We start from the raw sequence: 17,966 nt of genomic DNA on the forward strand, positions 1-17,966 counted from the left end.
GGATAGAAAATCTACGGTTTCACCGATAGGTTATTGCCCGAATGCTTCGCCCCTACAGGACGCGGGCCGATGAAGATGCAAGGTTTTGAACCACGATTCTCTCAAAATCTTGCACCTGTTTCGCTCGTAAAGCCCCAAAACCCTTACTTTGCATACATTTCACATTTATTCAGCCAGCCCTAGTTAATCTTTCGATCAATTGGCGTACTTTTGTCTCCTCTTGGGTTTTTCCCTGCTGTTGATAAAGAGTAGCAACGGTTTGAAAATCAGCGATCGCTTCTTTTTTGTTACCCATCTTGTATTTTGTCCAAGCACGGTTATACAAAGCATTAGCATGATCGGGATCGAGCTTCAGGACTTGATTATAATCTGCCAGGGCTTTTGACCATTCCTTGCGAGCGTAGTACAAATTACCCCGCAATAAATAGGCTGATTCCGCATTAGCATCAACTGCCAGAGCCTGCTCGATATCCTTGAGTGCTAAATCAATTTGGTCTAAATTCCAATGTGCCAAAGCCCGTTCTAGATGAATACTAACCAATGCCGGTGATTGCGCCAAGGTCATCGGAGCCAAACCCTTGCTGTAACTTGCCACGGCCACTTCAGGAGCGATCGCAAAAACCTGTTGATAATCTTTTTTGCTCTTTTCGACTTCTCCGATCTGCTGATAAAGTAGGCCTCGATTCAAGTAAACTATCGGTAGGTTGCCATCGATCTGCAAAGCTCGCTCGTAGTCAATAAAGGCATCGCGCAAATTGCCTAAATGAGCCTGCATCGCCCCTCGATCGTTGTAAACCGATGCCAATTCCGGTTGTAGGGCAATTACTTGATTGTAATCGGCCAGAGCCTGATTAAAATCTTCTAGGCGAGCGTAGGCATGACCTCTTTGATAGTAAGTCAGAGCATCATCGGGTTTAATCGTCAGAATTGCCGTAAAATCGGCAATAGCACCTTGATAATCTTGTTTTTGGTATTTTTCTAGCCCTTGTTGCCATAAAGCACTTGTATCCTCTGGAGTGATTGCGGTGGCAGTATTGGGTGGGGGAACCTCTAGGGACAAATCAGCCAGATCGTGAGAGGCAATACGACAAACATCACCACTGGTAAGGGTAGTCACGGGAATTTTTTCCTTACAGGGAGCAGTAGATTTGGAACCATCCGATAAAGTGACATTACAGAGATTAGACCGGTCTAATTCCGTTTTGTCTAGTTGCGCTCCCGTCAGATCCGCATTAGTCAGATTAATATTGGTTAGACGAGTCGAAGTTAGGTTTGCGTGATCGAGAATGCCATTCACCAAGTAAGCTTGATCGAGATTAGCTTGACTGAGATCCGCTTCCCTAAAATTAGCGTTTCTTAAATCAGAACCTTCGAGCAGGGTTTCGATCAGTAGTGCTTGTCTGAAATCGGCCGCCGTTAATTGTACTCCTTTTAATAGCGCCTGACTGAGATCCGCCTTCACAAAAGTCGCTCCAGTTAGATTGGTCATTTGGGAGTTATGGTAAACAAAGGTTCCACCATAACCAGCGATCGCCGTCCCCAGAGAAACCACGTTACCTAAAGCTTGCCACCAGGGAGTTTGAGCTTTATCGGGGGAAAAATCCGCACCCTTAAGATTGGCTCGATCAAAATGAACACAAGGAGCCCACACCGCTCGTAATTTCGCCTTTTCTAAGTTAGCTCCTTGTAGATTCCCATAACCCAGAAAAACTGGTTTGCCGTCGTGCATGGTCAGATCTGCCCCTTGCAAATTGGCCGATTCTAGCAACGCTCCTCGTAATTGTACCCCGCGCATTTGCGCCTCAACTAGATTGGCATTTTTTAAGTTGATAAAATCCAAGTTAGCGTTGACTAAGTTCGCTTTGGCTAAATTCGCCCCTTCTAAGTTAGCCTTTTCTAAATTAGCGTGGATTAACTTCGCTCCTTCTAGGTTTGCTCCTGCTAAGTTAGCATTAGTGAGATTGGCATCCTGCAAATTGGCATTTTCTAGATTGGCATTTTCTAGATTGATATTACTTAGATTAGCTTTGCGAAGATCGCAGTTCGGGCATTCTTTTGTTGCTAATAATTGTTTCATTTGTTCAGCGTTTTCTGCTTTAGCCATGAGATTATTACCAGAAACGCCTACTAAACCAATGCTGATGACAAAGAGTCGCCAAAAAACCGATGATAACCTCGGATAAGTATTGCTGTCCATACCTTTACCCCCTGCAACTTTTTAAGTTTTTATCGCTGATCATCAGGTTTTAAGGATTAGGGAAAATACAACGAATTCTATTTTGTCTTGCTATTCTTGGGTGGTTGCCCTTGGCCTTAATGTCCTAACCGAAAATTTTATTGATGTATAATGTGCGGCTAACTAATTCCCCAATCCATACCTCTAGTTCCCATTGTCCCGAAATTATGCTCACATTTTTTGAGTTTTGAAACAATTTTTCAAGAATTTTCATAAGACTTTGTATTTTTGCCTGAGAATTTAAACTTTTCCCAATAACTATATATTTTTATCAGAAATAATATATATTTAACAAATATTTCTTGACAAAAATTACAAAATCTGCTAGGTTTTCCTGCTCTAAATAATTTCTGGCCAACTAGCTACCACCGAGGCCAATTTATCCAAATCCCGACGATCTTCGATAAAGGGAAAAACACCTAAAACTGGACAATTAGTCAAGGATTGAATTAAATCGATCGGTGTTAACTGCTCTATCTCCGTCTCAGTGCGCGGTTCAAGACAATTAAGGATAATTCCGCCCAAATTCACCTTTTTCTGCTCTGCTAGGGCAATATTAGCCACCGTTTGGGAAATCGCTCCCAATTTCACCGGCACCACTAAAAGGGTTTTTAACCGCCATTGAGCCGCTAAATCCGCCACAGTTAGCTCGTGGGTGACAGGACAACCTAAACCCCCTAAACCCTCAATTAAAACCAAATCTTGGCTTTTTTGTAGGTTTAGCAGAGCTTGCCACACCGTCCCTAAAGGAATATCTCGACCTTCCAAATCAGCAGCCACAGGAGGCGCTAAGGGTGCTTGATATTGCAGCGGTGTGATCATTTCTAATTGACCCTGAAATAAACCCTCATACCATTCTCGATCGCCTTGACCCGTTTGCATTAATTTCATCAACCCCAGGGCCTTCGACGGATAGTATTTTTGCCAATAAGCCACTAAAGCAGTGGTGACAACGGTTTTACCCGCGTCGGTATCCGTAGCCGTAATCAAAAGACTATTCATAAACTCCCAGGCTAAGTCAAGATCAGGTAAAATCACCAATATTTATCATCTTATCTCCCTTCTCCCCACTTCCCCACTTCCCCATCCCCCCACTACCCCACTACCCCACCACCCCACCACCCCACTTCCCCATCACCCCACTTCCCCATCACCCCACTTCCCCATCACCCCACTTCTCAGATATTGCATGGATAAGATGCAAAAAGAAAAAAAACTGCGGCCAAAAAGGTGAGATGGAATACACTAAAAGTATAAGGTTATCAATTTTGCTATTTTTCAAGTTGCATCCTAGGCAACAGAATTGCAATTATCCCTCTAGTTAGAAATTGGACGGTTTGCCCTGTGGTTTCATCACTTCCCAAGCCCAATGACTCTTTAACAACGGTTCCCCAGCGTTGTTCTGGGGCTTATGCCTTGATGGACAGTCTCAAACGTCATGGTGTTAAGCACATCTTCGGTTATCCCGGTGGTGCGATCCTGCCCATCTATGACGAACTCTACCGCTTTGAAGAACGGGGAGAATTACAACATATTTTAGTGCGCCACGAACAAGCGGCCGCCCATGCCGCCGATGCCTACGCTAGGGCCACCGGCAAAGTGGGAGTCTGTTTCGGCACTTCCGGCCCCGGGGCGACCAATTTGGTGACAGGCATCGCTAACGCACACATGGACTCCATCCCGATGGTGATTATCACCGGTCAGGTCAGCCGGGCAGCCATCGGTTCCGATGCTTTCCAAGAAACCGATATTTATGGTATTACTCTCCCGATTGTTAAACATTCCTATGTGGCTAGGAATGCCCGCGAAGTAGCGAGAATCGTCGCTGAGGCTTTCCATATCGCCAGTACAGGACGACCGGGACCGGTTTTAGTCGATATTCCCAAAGATGTCGGTTTAGAACTATGTGATTATATCCCCGTCGAACCGGGAGATGTGAAACTAACTGGCTATCGTCCCACGGTTAAGGGCAATCGCCGTCAAATCGAGGCCGCTTTACACCTCTTGGAAACCGCCGAAAAACCTTTACTGTACGTTGGCGGAGGTGCGATCGCAGCGAATGCCCACGCCCAAATTGCCGAGTTGGCCGAGCGTTTTCAGTTACCCGTTACCACCACGTTAATGGGGATCGGTGCTTTTGATGAACATCATCCCCTCTCGGTGGGAATGTTAGGAATGCACGGCACTGCCTACGCTAATTTTGCCGTGACCGAGTGTGATTTATTAATTGCCGTCGGCGCTCGTTTTGATGACCGAGTAACGGGGAAATTGGACGAATTCGCCTCGAAAGCTAAGGTAATCCATGTGGATATAGACCCCGCCGAAGTGGGCAAAAATCGCGCCCCTGACGTGCCGATTGTCGGGGACGTGCGGGTGGTTTTAGAACAAATACTCCAAAAAGCCAGAGAATTTGATTATCCCACTAATTCCGATCGCACCCAAGCTTGGTTAGCCAAGATTGATCGCTGGCGACAAGATTATCCCCTGCAAGTACCTCGACCGGAAGGCAGACTTTCCCCCCAAGAAGTGATCGTTGAAGTGGGTCGTCAAGCACCCCACGCCTACTATACCACCGATGTGGGCCAGCATCAGATGTGGGCGGCCCAATTCCTCAAAAATGGACCCCGACGTTGGATTTCTAGCGCGGGATTGGGGACGATGGGTTTCGGTTTACCGGCTGCGATGGGGGTGAAGGTGGCGATTCCCGATGAGGAGGTCATTTGTATTAGTGGTGATTCCAGTTTCCAAATGAATCTACAGGAATTAGGCACCCTAACGCAATTTAATATTCATGCCAAGACGATTATTATTAATAATGGTTGGCAGGGTATGGTACGTCAATGGCAAGAAGCTTTCTATGGGGAACGTTATTCTAATTCCAATATGGAAGTGGGAATGCCGGATGTGGAACTGTTAGCCCAAGCTTACGGCATGAAAGGGATTACTATTCGCCATCGAGAGGAATTAGCCGCAAAAATTGCCGAAATGTTGGCCCACGATGGTCCAGTTTTGGTCAATGCGATCGTGACTAAAGAGGAAAATTGTTATCCCATGGTCGCCCCCGGTCAAAGTAATGCCCGTATGATTGGTTTACCGAAAATTGTCACCGGGGGTTGTGAAATGCTCGATTGTCCCAGTTGCGGTGCAGTTAACAATTGGAATAATAAATTCTGTCCTGAATGTGGGGCGAAATTGTAGCCAAAAATTGTTAATTAATTATCTAGCCTCCGTTAAGTATAACGGAGGTTTTTCGCTTGCGGCTGTGATTAAATTGACAAGCTCTCAGTTACAAAGACAAGAGGCTGAAATCAACACCATTGACGACAACCTAAAATCTTTTTGCTAATTTTGCCCTAGACTGCACCCTTTGCTTCTAAAATGGGCTATTGCTGCTAGATCCCAATATTGGTCAAGCATTTGCCCGTAGACTGAAATAAAGTACGTTATAAAGATTATGGCCAAAGTTCTGGTATCCGATTCGATCGATCCGGTAGGAGTAGAAATTCTGTCACAGGTTGCCCAAGTGGACGTGAAAACAGGACTATCTGCCGAGGAAATCATTCAAATTATCCCCGAATACGACGCACTGATGCTCCGTTCCAGTACCCGCGTCACCAAAGAAATTGTCGAAGCGGGCAGCAAACTGCAAATTATCGGCCGCGCAGGGGTAGGAGTCGATAATATCGATGTTCCTGCGGCCACTCGTCAGGGTATTATTGTCGTTAACTCTCCCGAAGGTAACACGATCGCCGCTGCCGAACACGCCTTGGCCATGATGTTATCCCTCTCCCGTCATATTCCCGATGCCAATCAGTCGGTAAAAGCGAATAAATGGGAAAGAAATCGCTTTATCGGCACAGAAGTTTATAAAAAGAACCTAGGAGTCGTCGGTTTAGGGAAAATTGGCTCCCACGTCGCCAAAGTGGCTAGATCCCTAGGCATGAAAATTCTCGCCTACGATCCCTTTATTTCCAAAGAACGCGCCGATCAACTCGGTTGCACCCTGGTGGATCTGGAACTACTCTTTGCTGAGTCCGATTTTATCACCCTCCACGTCCCGAAAACTCCCGAAACCCAGCATCTCATCGGTCGGGAAACCATCGCTAAGATGAAACCCACGGTCCGCATCATTAACTGTTCCAGAGGCGGCATTATCGATGAATTGGCTTTAATTGAAGCCCTCGAATCCGGTAGAATTGCTGGGGCAGCCTTGGATGTATTTGAACAGGAACCCTTAGGCGAATCTAGATTAAGAGAATTATCTAACGTCATTCTCACTCCCCACCTAGGTGCATCGACTACGGAAGCACAGGTGGGTGTAGCTGTTGATGTGGCCGAACAAATTCGCGATGTCCTCCTCGGTTTGCCAGCGCGTTCGGCCGTTAATATCCCCGGACTAACTCCCGATGTTATGGAAAAACTGCGCCCTTACCTGCAATTAGCGGAAACTATGGGGAATCTCGTTAGCCAGTTGGCAGGAGGTCGCTGTGACTCGTTAAATGTCCGTTTACAGGGAGAATTGGCCACTAAAGACAGTCAACCTCTGGTGGTGGCGGCAATTAAGGGTTTACTTTCCCAAGCTCTCCGGGAACGGGTAAACTATGTTAACGCGGCGATCGAAGCTAAGGAACGCGGTATCCGGGTAATCGAAACCCGTGATGCTTCGACCCGCGACTATTCGGGATCGATTCATTTGGAAGCCAATGGTTCCATGGGGACCCATTCCGTCACCGGAGCGCTGTTAAGTACGGGAGAAATCCGCATTACTGACCTCGATGAGTTCCCAATTAACGTGCCACCGAGTAATCATATGTTATTCACCCTTCACCAAGATATGCCCGGTATTATCGGCAAAATTGGCGCACTTTTAGGCAGTTTTAATGTCAATATCGCCAGTATGCAGGTAGGACGCAAAATTATTCGCGGTGATGCAGTTATGGCCCTGAGTCTCGATGATCCTCTACCGGAAGGTCTTCTCTCGGAAATTACTAAAGTCCCCGGTATCCGTGATGCTTATACAGTAAAACTCTAGGTTAAATCAGTTATCAGTAAACAGTAATCAGTAATCAGTGAAAAGAAAGCTCGGCTCTCCTCGACTTTGTGTGATAATCGGTGCTTATCATTCGTAGGAGTCTTGCCAGACAAGGCTTTAAAGACTATATTTCCCGAAAATTATCGGCTGCATCTCCTATTTATGACTTTCCCTCACCTATGGTGAGCAGCAGCAGTTATTCAAAGAGGGCGAATGCAATTCGCCCCTACAATAATATGATTGCGCCAATGGTAGGGGCGCACCGCGTGCGCCCAAAATGTCCTCTAGATATTTCGACAAAATTGAGATGCACCCAAATTATCCCTATTCTTCTTCCTTTCACACAAAAACCAGAAGAGCCAAAGCTCCGCACTTGCCACTTAATACTGTTGACTGAAAACTCAAATTTGATAACTGATCCCTGATCACGGATAACTGAATATATGTCTAATAGTTGGTGGGAAATTACGGTTTTGTGCGAACCTAGTCTCGAAGAAACGGTTTTCTGGAGACTGGAAAATTTTGGCTGTTCGGGAACGGCCACTGCTAAAAAACAATCCTCTTTAGAGGTTAAGGCCTATATACCAGAAATTAAAGCGCAATTGCCCGATTTAGAGGCACTAAGCCTCTGGTTAAAGCAGGATGCTTTGATTTTAGGTTTTTCTGAACCTGTCAGCCATTGGCAGTTAATCGACGAGGAAGACTGGGCCAGCAGTTGGAAACAACATTGGCAAATTAGCGAAATCGGCGATCGCTTTTTGATCTGTCCCGCTTGGTTAAATCCCCCGGAAAATAACCAGAGATTGGTGATTAAAATTGACCCCGGTTCCGCTTTCGGCACAGGAACGCACCCCACCACCCAATTATGTCTAGAATCCCTAGAAATGCGTTTAAGTAGCCATCCAGAGAATCAAATTATCGCCGATATTGGTTGTGGTTCCGGCATACTGGCGATCGGGGCGATTTTATTGGGGGCCAAAAAAGTTTATGCTGTTGATACAGATCCGCTGGCAGTGAATGCGACGCGCAGTAATCGCCATCTCAACGAGATTAACCCCGAAAATTTGGCTATTAATCAGGGTAGTGTCGAGGAGTTATTAGAATTAATTCCCGATGGTGTTGATGGCATCGTTTGTAATATTTTAGCCGAGACAATTATCGCTTTAATGCCCGCAATCACCCGTCTGGCAAAACCCACCACTTGGGGAATTTTAAGCGGCCTCCTCGTTACCCAAGCACAAGCAGTTACAGATATTTTAGAACCCCAAGGCTGGACAGTGGCTGCCCTGTGGAAACGTCAAGAATGGTGTTGTCTTCAAATTCGCCGCACTGTAGATTAATATAGCTGTCAGCCTTGAATCAGTTATCAGTGATCAGTTATCAGATTTGAGTTTTCAGTGAGCGGTATCAAGTGAGGAGTATTAAATGGCATTAACAGTGCTGTCTTTTCACTTCACTGATTACCATTTACTGATTACTGATTACTGTTTACTGAAAAAGCATCCATGACTCAAGATAGTTTTCGCATCAGTTTTGCTCCCTTATCTTTGCAGGAAGTATATCAATTAGCCGATGATGGGGCTAATGGTGCTATTGTACTAATGAGTGGGACTGTACGGGAGCAAACCGACGGTAAACCGGTTATTTATCTTGATTATCAGGCCTACGAACCGATGGCGATCGAAGTTTTCCGGCAAATTGCTCGGCAAATTCGGCAAACTTGGCCCGATACCAATCGAGTTGTCATTCACCATCGCACCGGTAAGCTACAAATCGGTGAAATTAGCGTCTTAGTAGCGGTGGGTTGTCCCCATCGGGGGGAAGCTTTCGCAGCCTGTCGTTATGCTATTGATAGTCTCAAGCATAATGCCCCTATCTGGAAAAAAGAATACTGGTCTGATGGTTCTAGTCAATGGGTTAGTATTGGCGCTTGTGAACTGGAAAATCAATAAATGGCGTTCAGGATGGGTAAATAACCCATCCTCGGAATAATTAGGCCGCTATCGCGGTTTTTTCCGATGTTAATGCCTCTTGGCGTTGGAATTCGGCTAATTGTGCCATAATCTCATCCCGAACAATCTGACGGTATTCCAGGAAATGCTCGTTGTGGGCGCAGACAGTGATATAGTGTTCGGCATTGGCGGGATTATGGCGCAAAATACCGAATAAATTCTGCCAGAATTTCCAGCGAGTGGAACGTTTAAAGCCCTGTCGCCAGATAATTACCGCTAGGGCATAGAGATCAGCCCGGCGAGGCAGTTTAAAGGCAGGTTTAGCTTTAGGTGCGCCTAATTTCAAGAAACAGCGATAGGTGCGATCAAGAAATACCTCCGGATCGTACAATGTCCAGAAGGCTTCAATATATTCTGTGGCAATATCTTCGATCGGCCGGGTGGGAACGAAATTCATCAGGGTACTTTGGTTAATGTCCTGTTTCCCCGTTAATCGTAGTCGTCCTTCTTTTTCCAAGCGAGTCCATAGGGCGGTATTCGGTAAAGCTTGTAACATTCCAAATAGAGCCGTGGGAATGGCCGCTTCTTCGACAAAATTAATAATGCGATCGGCCGCACCTTTTTTCTCGCCATCAAAACCGATGATAAATCCCGCCATAGGGCGCAATCCAGCTTTAATAATCTTTTCTACCGTCTCGGTTAAAGAACTACGGGTGTTTTGGAATTTTTTGGTTAATTGTAAACTTTCTTCGTCGGGGGTTTCAATGCCTAAAAAGACCGCATCAAAATAACAATCAACCATCATTTCCATTAATTCGGGATCGGCGGCTAAATCTACCGATGCTTCCGTGTTAAACCGGAAAGGATACTGGTGTTCTTCTTGCCAAACTTTTAATTCTTTGAGGAGTAATTTAACGTTACGCTTGTTACCGATAAAATTATCATCCACCATGAACACGCCCCGGCGCCAACCTAATTCGTAGAGATAATCTAATTCTTTTAATAGTTGTGCGGGGGTTTTGGTGCGGGGTTTACGACCGTAGAGAACGATAATATCGCAAAATTCGCACTGGAAGGGACATCCCCGCGAGAATTGTACCGACATGGAATCATAAGCTTCAAAATCGAGCAGATCGTAGCGGGGGATCGGGGTAATTGTCACATCGGGTTTTTCTGTGGTGCGGAAAACACCTTTAGTTTCTCCTTTTGCCAATGCTTCCACAAACATCGGGATGGTGATTTCTCCCTCATCGAGAATCAGAAAATCGGCCTCAGCCACTTCGTGGGGGATAGAAGTGGGATAGGGACCCCCCACAGCCACCAGTTTACCCCGTTGCTTGGCTTCGTGAATTTGCTCGATTAAATCTTGACGTTGGACAATCATGCCGGAAAGAATCACTATTTCGGCCCAGTCCCATTCTGCTTCTGTCACCGCCCGAATATTGCGATCGACCAGTTTAAATTCCCATTCCTGCGGTAAAATCGCCGCCACCGTCACCATACCTAGGGGAGGAAGTAAGACTTTGCGATCAACTAATTCCAGAATTTTGTTATAGGACCAGAAAGTCGGCGGAAAAACGGGATAAATCAGTAAGGCACGCATATTCACTCCTCGCTCGACGGCGATCGATTCTTGACCTTTCGCTTGATTGTAATCTTTTTCGGTCAGGGATGGGAAAACCGTTGTTTACTAGAACTAAGATCAGGCTTGATTTTCGGCCGCCATGCCAACCCTTGACCCTACCCCCATAAAAGTTTATGGTCAACATTAAGAAAATTTATGTAAAGAAATGTTGCATAGTCTGGAAAGTTATGTTACATTAAATATCAAGCACTTGACTTAAACGCAATTTTCTTATAGGAAGGCAATTCACCATGGATAAGCAAGAAAACAAACTCGGCTTCACCGCTTTCGCTGAAAACTGGAATGGTCGTTTAGCCATGCTCGGTTTCGTTATTGGCGTAGCTACGGAATACTTAACCCACAAAGGCATCCTTGCTCAATTGGGCTTAATGTAATTTCAGCCTCGATTGCTGTGCATCTACAATCAACTTGAATAAATTATCAAAAAAAGGGGAGGAGCATAGCTCTTTCCCTTTTTAAGTTGGGGGATATGGGATAGGGGATGGGGGATGGGTGTGGGGTGTAGGGTGTAGGGTGTGGGGTGTGGGGTGTGGGGTGTAGGGTGCGGGGGGATGGGGAAGTGGGGAGATGGGGTGATGGGGAAGTGGGAAGTGGGGGTGTAGGGTGTGGGGTGTGGGGTGTGGGGTGTGGGGTGTGGGGTGTGGGGTGTGGGGTGTAGGGTGTGGGGTGTAGGGTGTGGGGTGTAGGGTGTGGGGTGTGGGGTGTGGGGTGTAGGGTGTGGGGTGTAGGGTGTGGGGTGTAGGGTGTAGGGAAGAATGTCTCCTGTCTCCCGTCTCCTGAATACTGAATACTGAATACTGATTACTGATTACTGATTACTGATTACTGATTGATGCTGCGAGCGCTGGGTAGGATTAACATAGCGTCACCGAAGGAATAGAAACGGAAACGCTCTTGGATAGCTTCCTGATACAATGCCAGTAGTCTTTCCCGTCCGATTAAGGCACTGACTAACATCATCAAACTGGACTTGGGTAGGTGAAAATTAGTGATCATGCCGTCGATAACCCGCCATTGATAACCCGGATAGACAAATAAATTCGTTTTTCCCTGAAAAGCGGTTAATTTATCGCTCTTACTTTCTTTAATTGCCCCTTCCAAGGCGCGAGCTACCGTGGTTCCCACAGCGATAATCCGGCCACCTCTAGCTTTTGTTTCTGCGATTTTTTCGGCAGTTGCGGCGGAAATTTGCAAAAATTCTTGGTGCATTAGGTGTTCTGTAATATTTTCCACTTCCACGGGACGAAAAGTCCCCACTCCCACATGAAGGGTGATATAGGCGGTATCTATACCCTTCTGGGCGAGCTTATGGAATAATTCGGGAGTAAAATGTAGTCCAGCCGTGGGAGCGGCCACAGAACCCTGTTTATAACCGTAAACTGTTTGATAACGGTCTTCTTCCGCCTCTGATTCCGTGACGTAGGGGGGGAAAGGAATATGACCGTACTCCGCCAAAATATCCCAAAAACTGCGTCCGGGATGAGGTTGAAATTCCAGCAGACGACCACCGGTGTTCAGATCTCGAGCGATTACTTTCGCTAACCATAATTTTTCTTTGTCTTCCGTCGGCCCTGTTTTCGGATAAAAAAGGACTTCTGAACCGACTTTAAAGCGTTTTCCCGGTTTCACTAGGGATAACCAACGATGGTCATCTTGTTCTTCTAATAGTAATATTTCTATGGGTGCGCCCGTGGTTTTACGTCCAAATAAACGGGCCGGAATCACGCGGGTATCGTTGAAAATCAGCAAATCCCCCGACTCTAACCAAGTGGGTAAATCCCGAAAAATAGCTAAATTATGACTATTGGGAGAATCTACCACCAAAAGACGGGAACTATCCCGGGGTTCTGCGGGATTTTGGGCAATTAACTCCGGAGGAAGGTGATAATCGTAGCTGGAGAGTAATTGGTCAGGGATCATCGTCATTACCATCATAAAAATCTTCGCAAAAGTTGGGTAATCCTACCCAGGCGAACTTCACTAAATCGGGGATTTCTCCCCTTGGTATCTGGAACGGTTTATCGTCAGACTAGAGATATAACACTAATCGTGACTGTTAGCCAACATCCCAGCGGCCAATATGGACTATCTCTATTTTCTTGCTAACGCTAGTCTAACGCTACGAGTCACCGAATACCTGCGCTCGATGACTCATCTACCCTCCTCCGTGATGACGGTTATCCATCAGATTAACGGTTGGGTGGTCAAGGTAAAGTTTAATCAAATGCTCACTCCTTGCCAACACGGTGATTTTCGCGCCTACATGAATGAGTTAGGGATTCCCTATCAACCGGAAATGCGTCTCCAGATGGTTTTTTGGAGTTTGGAAACGGGACAATCTCCTATTGATGTTATGCGTCGTTACCAAGTGGCGATCGTGTCCCATGGTACCCCGGATCAGCAAGATATAGAGGCTTTTCGGCAACAATTTACTAAGGGTTTAGGATACTGTCCGGAAACTCTAGCCTAGGGTTTATTTTCTTTCGGGATGCTCTTCTAGGGCAACTACAGGACTCAAATCGTTGATGTGATCAATTAATTGATACAAGCGTCCGTAACTCTTGCCGTTGAAGTAAAAAACTAGACGGGGTAAATGGTGGCTGGAATCCCGACTCTCTCGTTCTAGAATTTGACTGGGTGCGATTTTCCCCTTAACTAGGATATCGCCGAAGTTTTGGTTAATTTGTTCGATCTGTTCCCCGCTTAGTTCGTGATTAAGACGAATAACAAAGGATTCTCCCACAAAACGGCTGGAGTGATACACCCGATAGAAGTGGCGAATTGTTTGACAAGCGTGGTCTAGATCGTTGGTAATTGTATAAAAATTCCGGTCTTCGGCGGATATCAGCCCTCTTTTTTGCAGATTTTCACTAATTTGTTCTTGCCAAGTTTGCCAGTAATCCCCATCAGGCTCATCAATTAATACTAGGGGTGCAGGTCCGTATTTACCGGTTTGACAGAGGGTAAGCGTTTCAAAGGCCTCATCTTGCGTACCGAAACCGCCAGGGAATAAAGCTACTGCGTCACTTTCCCGCAGAAAAAATAGTTTTCTGGTAAAGAAATATTTAAAATCGATTAATTTGGCATCATTTATGATATAGGGATTAGCCCCCTGTTCAAAGGGTAGCTGAATATTTAATCCGAAGGAATTTTCCCGTCCAGCGCCTTCATTCCCCGCTTGCATGATGCCACCCCCAGCGCCGGTTAACACCATAAAACCGTATTGACTGATAGAGCGAGCGAATTCCACTGCCAGACGGTATTCACTGCTGTCGGGTTTGATGCGTGCCGAGCCAAAAATGGTCAGTTTACGAATGTGACGGTAGGGGTAAAATACCTGAAATCCCTTTTCTAGATCTTCGATCGCGTAGGTTAAAATTTTCCAATCCAGGCGATCGATTTCCTCCTCGGCAATTCTGACTATTGCTTCTAGAGATCTTTGAATCCATTTGCCATCTTTTAAGTGGGGCAAATGTTGCACCAATTTCAGTAAGTCTTCGGTTAATTGAGAATAGGAATTTTCCATTGGTGGGTTGGGTTTTGGGTTTTAGGTTTTAGGGTGTTGGGGTTTTAGGGTTTTAGGGTTTTAGGGTGTTGGGGTTTTAGGGTGTTGGGGTTTTAGGGTGTTGGGGTTTTAGGGTTTTAGTTGAATTTCCCCATTCCCCCATTCCCCCATTCCCCCATTCCCCCATTTCCCCATTTCCCCATTTCCCCATTTCTCTGTCCATTAGTTAACTATTCAAAGATGTAAAGATCACTGTTCAGGATTATTTATTGCTTGATTAATTTGGGTGATTTGGGTTTGAAAATATTGTTCACGATAACGGATAGCTTGGGCTAATTCCGCACCTTTTTGGAAAGCTAGTAAAGCTTGGGGATAATTTTTTCTCTCTAGATAAATTTGACCGATTTGATCGTAGGTGTTCATTAAACCGTAATAATTATAACCCAATTCATGGACTTTAATTAATTCTTGATAGATTTGTAAAGCATAATCCACCTGTTGATAACTTTTATAAAGTTCTGCTAACTTATTTAAAGCTTCTCCTGCGGTGCCGTACTGTTGTAAAGCAAAAGCGAGAGAATAGGCTTCTTGAAAGTTTTGGCTGGCTTTATTTGCATCTTTTAAAGCTTGATAATCTAAACCAATTTGAATTTTTAGAGCGGGGATTAACTGTATTTGCTGATTTCTGATCTGGGTTTCAGCTATTTCTTCTTTAATTTTTACTGCGTTAGCTGGTTGCAAAGATTCTCGATAAATTTCTGCTAGTCTTTGCAAATAAATTCCTTGAGTTAAAGAATTATTCTGCCTCTTAGAAATAGTTAATAATTCCTCGTAAACTGGGGCGGCTTTTTGATAATCAAAACGAGATAAATGAATTTGACCAAGTTGATTTAAAGTTGCTTCTACTGCTGTGTTATCGCCAGATTGTCTGGCATTAGCTAGGATTTTATCATAGATGATTATCGCCTCGTTAAAAGCTCGTACCTGTTGATAGGATGTACCTAATAATGCTAATAATTCCTCATCCATATTCTGGTTAGTTTCTGCGGTTTGTTGCAGAGCTTTTAAACGATTAGTAATTAATTTAACATCCTCAGTTCGATCTCGATTCCAAGCTGCTAACCCCACTTTTCCCAAAGATTTTACTTCTTCTTTTGCCCCTAAATAACGATTTAATTTAATCACTTCATACCAGATGGGAAAAGCTTCCTCATTTAATCCCGCATCGTATTTAGCTTGAGCTTCAGCATCGCGTCGATCGATGTATAATAGCAGTTGACGACGCTCTAAGGGAGTTAAAGGGCGATCGATTGCGGGTAATAAAGGACTTTGTAGGGGAGTTTCGAGGGGATTGGCTGCAGGGGTTTCTGTTTGTGCTAGGAGAGGAAGGGAACTACCGATCAAACAGAGCCATAAACTGAGAGAAAAACGTAGCATAATAGATTGATAGGAGCGTAGTAGAGGGTGATATTTTGTGATCGATCGATTCTATAAGAGACTGACTGCCGAAAATTTTCGTTTCCCAATTTTGGGTTTAATTGCTAGTTTAATTGTAACCTTTAGTCTGGCTGCCTGTGGTGTCTCCCCACAAGTTTTGGCAGAACAACGAATGTTTCTACCCCTCTCGGTCGAGTTTTTGGGAGAATATCAATTACCACAAGCGGATTATCAAGACACAAGGGTGGGGGGATTATCGGCAATTACCTATGATCGCAGCAATAACCGCTTTTATCTCCTCAGTGATGATCGTTCTCAGAAAGCTCCGGCCCGCTTTTATCGGGCTAGTTTGCAGATAAATGATCAAAAAATCGAAAAAGTGAATTTAGAGGCAGTCACGTTCCTAAAAGATGGCAAGGGAGAAACGTTTAAAAAGGGATCGATCGATCCGGAAGGTATCGCTTTTTCGCCCCGACAAACTTTGTTTATTTCCAGTGAAGGTGCGGTTAAAGAGGGAATTGCTCCTTTTATTGCTGAATTTGATTTGCAGGGACAATTAAAGGAGTCTTTGTTAATTCCTAATCGCTTTTTACCGGATGATAGCAATCAAAAAGGAATACAGGATAATTTAGGGTTTGAATCCTTAACTTTAGGGATTACCAGCACTCTCAAAGAGGATCCTTTTCGTTTGTTTACTGCCACAGAAAACGCTTTAATTCAAGATAGTCCCACGGGAAAAAGAGCAGAAAATCTCAGAGTGCGACTTCTTCATTATGTGATCGATCCGATTGGTTCGCCTGTGTTAGTATCAGAACAATTGTATGTGTTAGATGAGCCACCTAATACGGCTAGTTCCTATGGTTTAACGGAATTATTAGCTTTAGAAAAAGAGGGTTATTTTCTCAGTTTAGAGCGAACTTTTGGTTTAGAAGGTTTTGGAGCGAAACTATTTCAGGTAGTTAATGGGAGTGCCACCGATACCTCGAAAATCGCCAGAATACCGGGGGAATTAGAAGCTTTACAGGTGCAACCCTTGCGGAAAAAATTATTACTAGATTTAGGGACTTTGGGGATTGATTTAGATAATTTAGAAGCAATGACCCTCGGTCCAAGATTAGCTGATGGTAGTCGCTCTTTGATTTTGGTCAGTGATGATAATTTTAATCCGAATCAGGTCAATCAGTTTTTACTCTTTCGACTCAAGGAACAATAAACAAGAGATGGTTAATTGCCTCACCTATCTCCTTCTGGGAGAAGGTTTGGGGTGAGGACTACCAATAAAGAAAAATAGGATAAATAGCCGGTTTAAAGACAAAACAGCCGATTAATAATCACTTTTTTCGATATCTTTGCGAATATCATTCAGGTCAATATAGCGATCGGTAGCATTTCGCAATTCCCTAGCGATCATCCCTTCCGTAGAAACTACGGTAATATGAGTATTTTTAGAGCGCAATAGTTCGATCGCTCGTTCAAAATCGCCATCACCACTAAATAAAATCACTCGATCGTATTGATCGACGGTATTAAACATATCGACGACAATTTCGATATCTAAATTAGCTTTCTGGGAAAAACGACCCGAACTATCATCATAATATTCTTTCAAAATTTTTGTTCTCACTGTATAACCCAAACTAATTAAAGCATCGCGAAAACCTCTTTGATCTTGGGAATCTTTTAAACCCGTGTACCAAAAGGCATTAATTAACATAATATTCGGGTCGTTGGTGAAGTAATTTAACACCTTACGCGGGTCAAAAAACCAACCATTTTTTTGTTGAGCATAAAACATATTATTGCCATCCACAAAAATCGAAAGGCGATCTTTCGGACGGCCGCCACCATTACAATGACAAAGACCGGCTTCTGTCATACAAAATACATACCTAATTTTTTATAGAGTTTAACTATAAAACTACTTTTTAGTAATTTTACGGGGGAAAACTACTATTCTTTGGGGAATAGCGGTGATTTGAGAGCAAAAGGATAGCAACTAAAATAAAAATTAGCTTTTTTGTCTAAGTAGGGAGGCACAATTATTTGTAGGATGGGTTAGCGCACTTCGTAACATAATCGGGCGTTGGGTTTCATGCTTCAACCCAACCTACGTTCATCTTATATTTAATTCCACCCACCCACTTAGGAGACAAACTAGA

At 44.5% G+C, this 17,966-nt stretch carries 14 protein-coding genes; 7 read left to right on the top strand and 7 right to left on the bottom strand.

From position 1 onward, the window contains the following. Nucleotides 1-169 precede the first annotated feature (169 nt). Nucleotides 170-2,197, bottom strand: coding sequence for a pentapeptide repeat-containing protein (locus GQR42_RS05345; RefSeq protein WP_158199186.1), 2,028 nt, complete (start codon nucleotides 2,195-2,197; stop codon nucleotides 170-172). A 378-nt stretch (nucleotides 2,198-2,575) separates the two neighbouring features. Further along, a complete protein-coding gene (gene bioD / locus GQR42_RS05350; protein WP_158199187.1) occupies nucleotides 2,576-3,238 on the bottom strand; it encodes a dethiobiotin synthase in 663 nt (220 codons plus the stop codon). Nucleotides 3,239-3,580: 342 nt separating this feature from the next. On the opposite strand from bioD, the gene ilvB reads away from it, so the two are divergent. From ilvB to GQR42_RS05370, 4 genes are all read left to right on the top strand, one after another. Then, nucleotides 3,581-5,434: a biosynthetic-type acetolactate synthase large subunit gene (ilvB, locus tag GQR42_RS05355; protein ID WP_158199188.1), complete on the top strand. Its 1,854-nt coding sequence runs from the start codon at nucleotides 3,581-3,583 to the stop codon at nucleotides 5,432-5,434. A gap of 256 nt (nucleotides 5,435-5,690) precedes the next feature. Beyond that, complete coding sequence (gene serA, locus GQR42_RS05360) at nucleotides 5,691-7,268, top strand: phosphoglycerate dehydrogenase (RefSeq protein WP_158199189.1); 1,578 nt, start codon at nucleotides 5,691-5,693, stop codon at nucleotides 7,266-7,268. A 443-nt stretch (nucleotides 7,269-7,711) separates the two neighbouring features. After that, on the top strand, nucleotides 7,712-8,608 hold the full coding sequence (prmA, locus tag GQR42_RS05365) for a 50S ribosomal protein L11 methyltransferase (RefSeq protein WP_158199190.1): 897 nt from the start codon (nucleotides 7,712-7,714) through the stop codon (nucleotides 8,606-8,608). A gap of 165 nt (nucleotides 8,609-8,773) precedes the next feature. Beyond that, a complete protein-coding gene (locus GQR42_RS05370) occupies nucleotides 8,774-9,220 on the top strand; it encodes a molybdenum cofactor biosynthesis protein MoaE (RefSeq protein WP_158199191.1) in 447 nt (148 codons plus the stop codon). Between the two features lie 40 nt (nucleotides 9,221-9,260). Here the strand turns inward: GQR42_RS05370 and GQR42_RS05375 are convergent, their stop codons facing one another. After that, nucleotides 9,261-10,823, bottom strand: a complete 1,563-nt coding sequence (locus GQR42_RS05375; protein ID WP_158199192.1) for a B12-binding domain-containing radical SAM protein — start codon at nucleotides 10,821-10,823, stop codon at nucleotides 9,261-9,263. Between the two features lie 272 nt (nucleotides 10,824-11,095). Here GQR42_RS05375 and GQR42_RS05380 point away from each other — a divergent pair, with 272 nt between their 5' ends. Then, nucleotides 11,096-11,239 (top strand): high light inducible protein, encoded by a 144-nt coding sequence (locus tag GQR42_RS05380; RefSeq protein ID WP_002734821.1) that lies wholly within the window; start codon nucleotides 11,096-11,098, stop codon nucleotides 11,237-11,239. A 448-nt stretch (nucleotides 11,240-11,687) separates the two neighbouring features. Here the strand turns inward: GQR42_RS05380 and queA are convergent, their stop codons facing one another. After that, nucleotides 11,688-12,785, bottom strand: coding sequence for a tRNA preQ1(34) S-adenosylmethionine ribosyltransferase-isomerase QueA (queA, locus tag GQR42_RS05385; RefSeq protein ID WP_158202394.1), 1,098 nt, complete (start codon nucleotides 12,783-12,785; stop codon nucleotides 11,688-11,690). 160 nt (nucleotides 12,786-12,945) lie between these two features. Here queA and GQR42_RS05390 point away from each other — a divergent pair, with 160 nt between their 5' ends. Then, nucleotides 12,946-13,335 carry a hypothetical protein gene (locus GQR42_RS05390; protein WP_002733765.1) on the top strand — a complete coding sequence of 130 codons (390 nt, stop codon included), beginning with the start codon at nucleotides 12,946-12,948 and terminating at the stop codon, nucleotides 13,333-13,335. Between the two features lie 3 nt (nucleotides 13,336-13,338). Here the strand turns inward: GQR42_RS05390 and GQR42_RS05395 are convergent, their stop codons facing one another. After that, nucleotides 13,339-14,391, bottom strand: coding sequence for an LOG family protein (locus tag GQR42_RS05395; RefSeq protein ID WP_158199193.1), 1,053 nt, complete (start codon nucleotides 14,389-14,391; stop codon nucleotides 13,339-13,341). A 228-nt stretch (nucleotides 14,392-14,619) separates the two neighbouring features. Then, on the bottom strand, nucleotides 14,620-15,807 hold the full coding sequence (locus GQR42_RS05400) for a tetratricopeptide repeat protein (protein ID WP_158199194.1): 1,188 nt from the start codon (nucleotides 15,805-15,807) through the stop codon (nucleotides 14,620-14,622). 37 nt (nucleotides 15,808-15,844) lie between these two features. On the opposite strand from GQR42_RS05400, the gene GQR42_RS05405 reads away from it, so the two are divergent. Then, nucleotides 15,845-17,020, top strand: a complete 1,176-nt coding sequence (locus GQR42_RS05405) for an esterase-like activity of phytase family protein (RefSeq protein ID WP_158199195.1) — start codon at nucleotides 15,845-15,847, stop codon at nucleotides 17,018-17,020. Between the two features lie 111 nt (nucleotides 17,021-17,131). Here the strand turns inward: GQR42_RS05405 and GQR42_RS05410 are convergent, their stop codons facing one another. After that, nucleotides 17,132-17,683, bottom strand: coding sequence for a LabA-like NYN domain-containing protein (locus GQR42_RS05410; RefSeq protein WP_002764933.1), 552 nt, complete (start codon nucleotides 17,681-17,683; stop codon nucleotides 17,132-17,134). Nucleotides 17,684-17,966: the final 283 nt, after the last annotated feature.

The sequence above is a fragment of the Microcystis aeruginosa FD4 genome, assembly GCF_009792235.1.
GTDB classification, from domain to species: domain Bacteria; phylum Cyanobacteriota; class Cyanobacteriia; order Cyanobacteriales; family Microcystaceae; genus Microcystis; species Microcystis viridis.

Coding starts and splice junctions, on each gene's coding strand:
- GQR42_RS05345 (WP_158199186.1), bottom strand. CDS start 2,197: ATGGACAGCAATACTTATCCGAGGTTATCATCGGTTTTTTGGCGACTC.
- bioD (WP_158199187.1), bottom strand. CDS start 3,238: ATGAATAGTCTTTTGATTACGGCTACGGATACCGACGCGGGTAAAACC.
- serA (WP_158199189.1), top strand. CDS start 5,691: ATGGCCAAAGTTCTGGTATCCGATTCGATCGATCCGGTAGGAGTAGAA.
- prmA (WP_158199190.1), top strand. CDS start 7,712: ATGTCTAATAGTTGGTGGGAAATTACGGTTTTGTGCGAACCTAGTCTC.
- GQR42_RS05370 (WP_158199191.1), top strand. CDS start 8,774: ATGACTCAAGATAGTTTTCGCATCAGTTTTGCTCCCTTATCTTTGCAG.
- GQR42_RS05375 (WP_158199192.1), bottom strand. CDS start 10,823: ATGCGTGCCTTACTGATTTATCCCGTTTTTCCGCCGACTTTCTGGTCC.
- GQR42_RS05380 (WP_002734821.1), top strand. CDS start 11,096: ATGGATAAGCAAGAAAACAAACTCGGCTTCACCGCTTTCGCTGAAAAC.
- queA (WP_158202394.1), bottom strand. CDS start 12,785: ATGATCCCTGACCAATTACTCTCCAGCTACGATTATCACCTTCCTCCG.
- GQR42_RS05390 (WP_002733765.1), top strand. CDS start 12,946: ATGGACTATCTCTATTTTCTTGCTAACGCTAGTCTAACGCTACGAGTC.
- GQR42_RS05395 (WP_158199193.1), bottom strand. CDS start 14,391: ATGGAAAATTCCTATTCTCAATTAACCGAAGACTTACTGAAATTGGTG.
- GQR42_RS05400 (WP_158199194.1), bottom strand. CDS start 15,807: ATGCTACGTTTTTCTCTCAGTTTATGGCTCTGTTTGATCGGTAGTTCC.
- GQR42_RS05410 (WP_002764933.1), bottom strand. CDS start 17,683: ATGACAGAAGCCGGTCTTTGTCATTGTAATGGTGGCGGCCGTCCGAAA.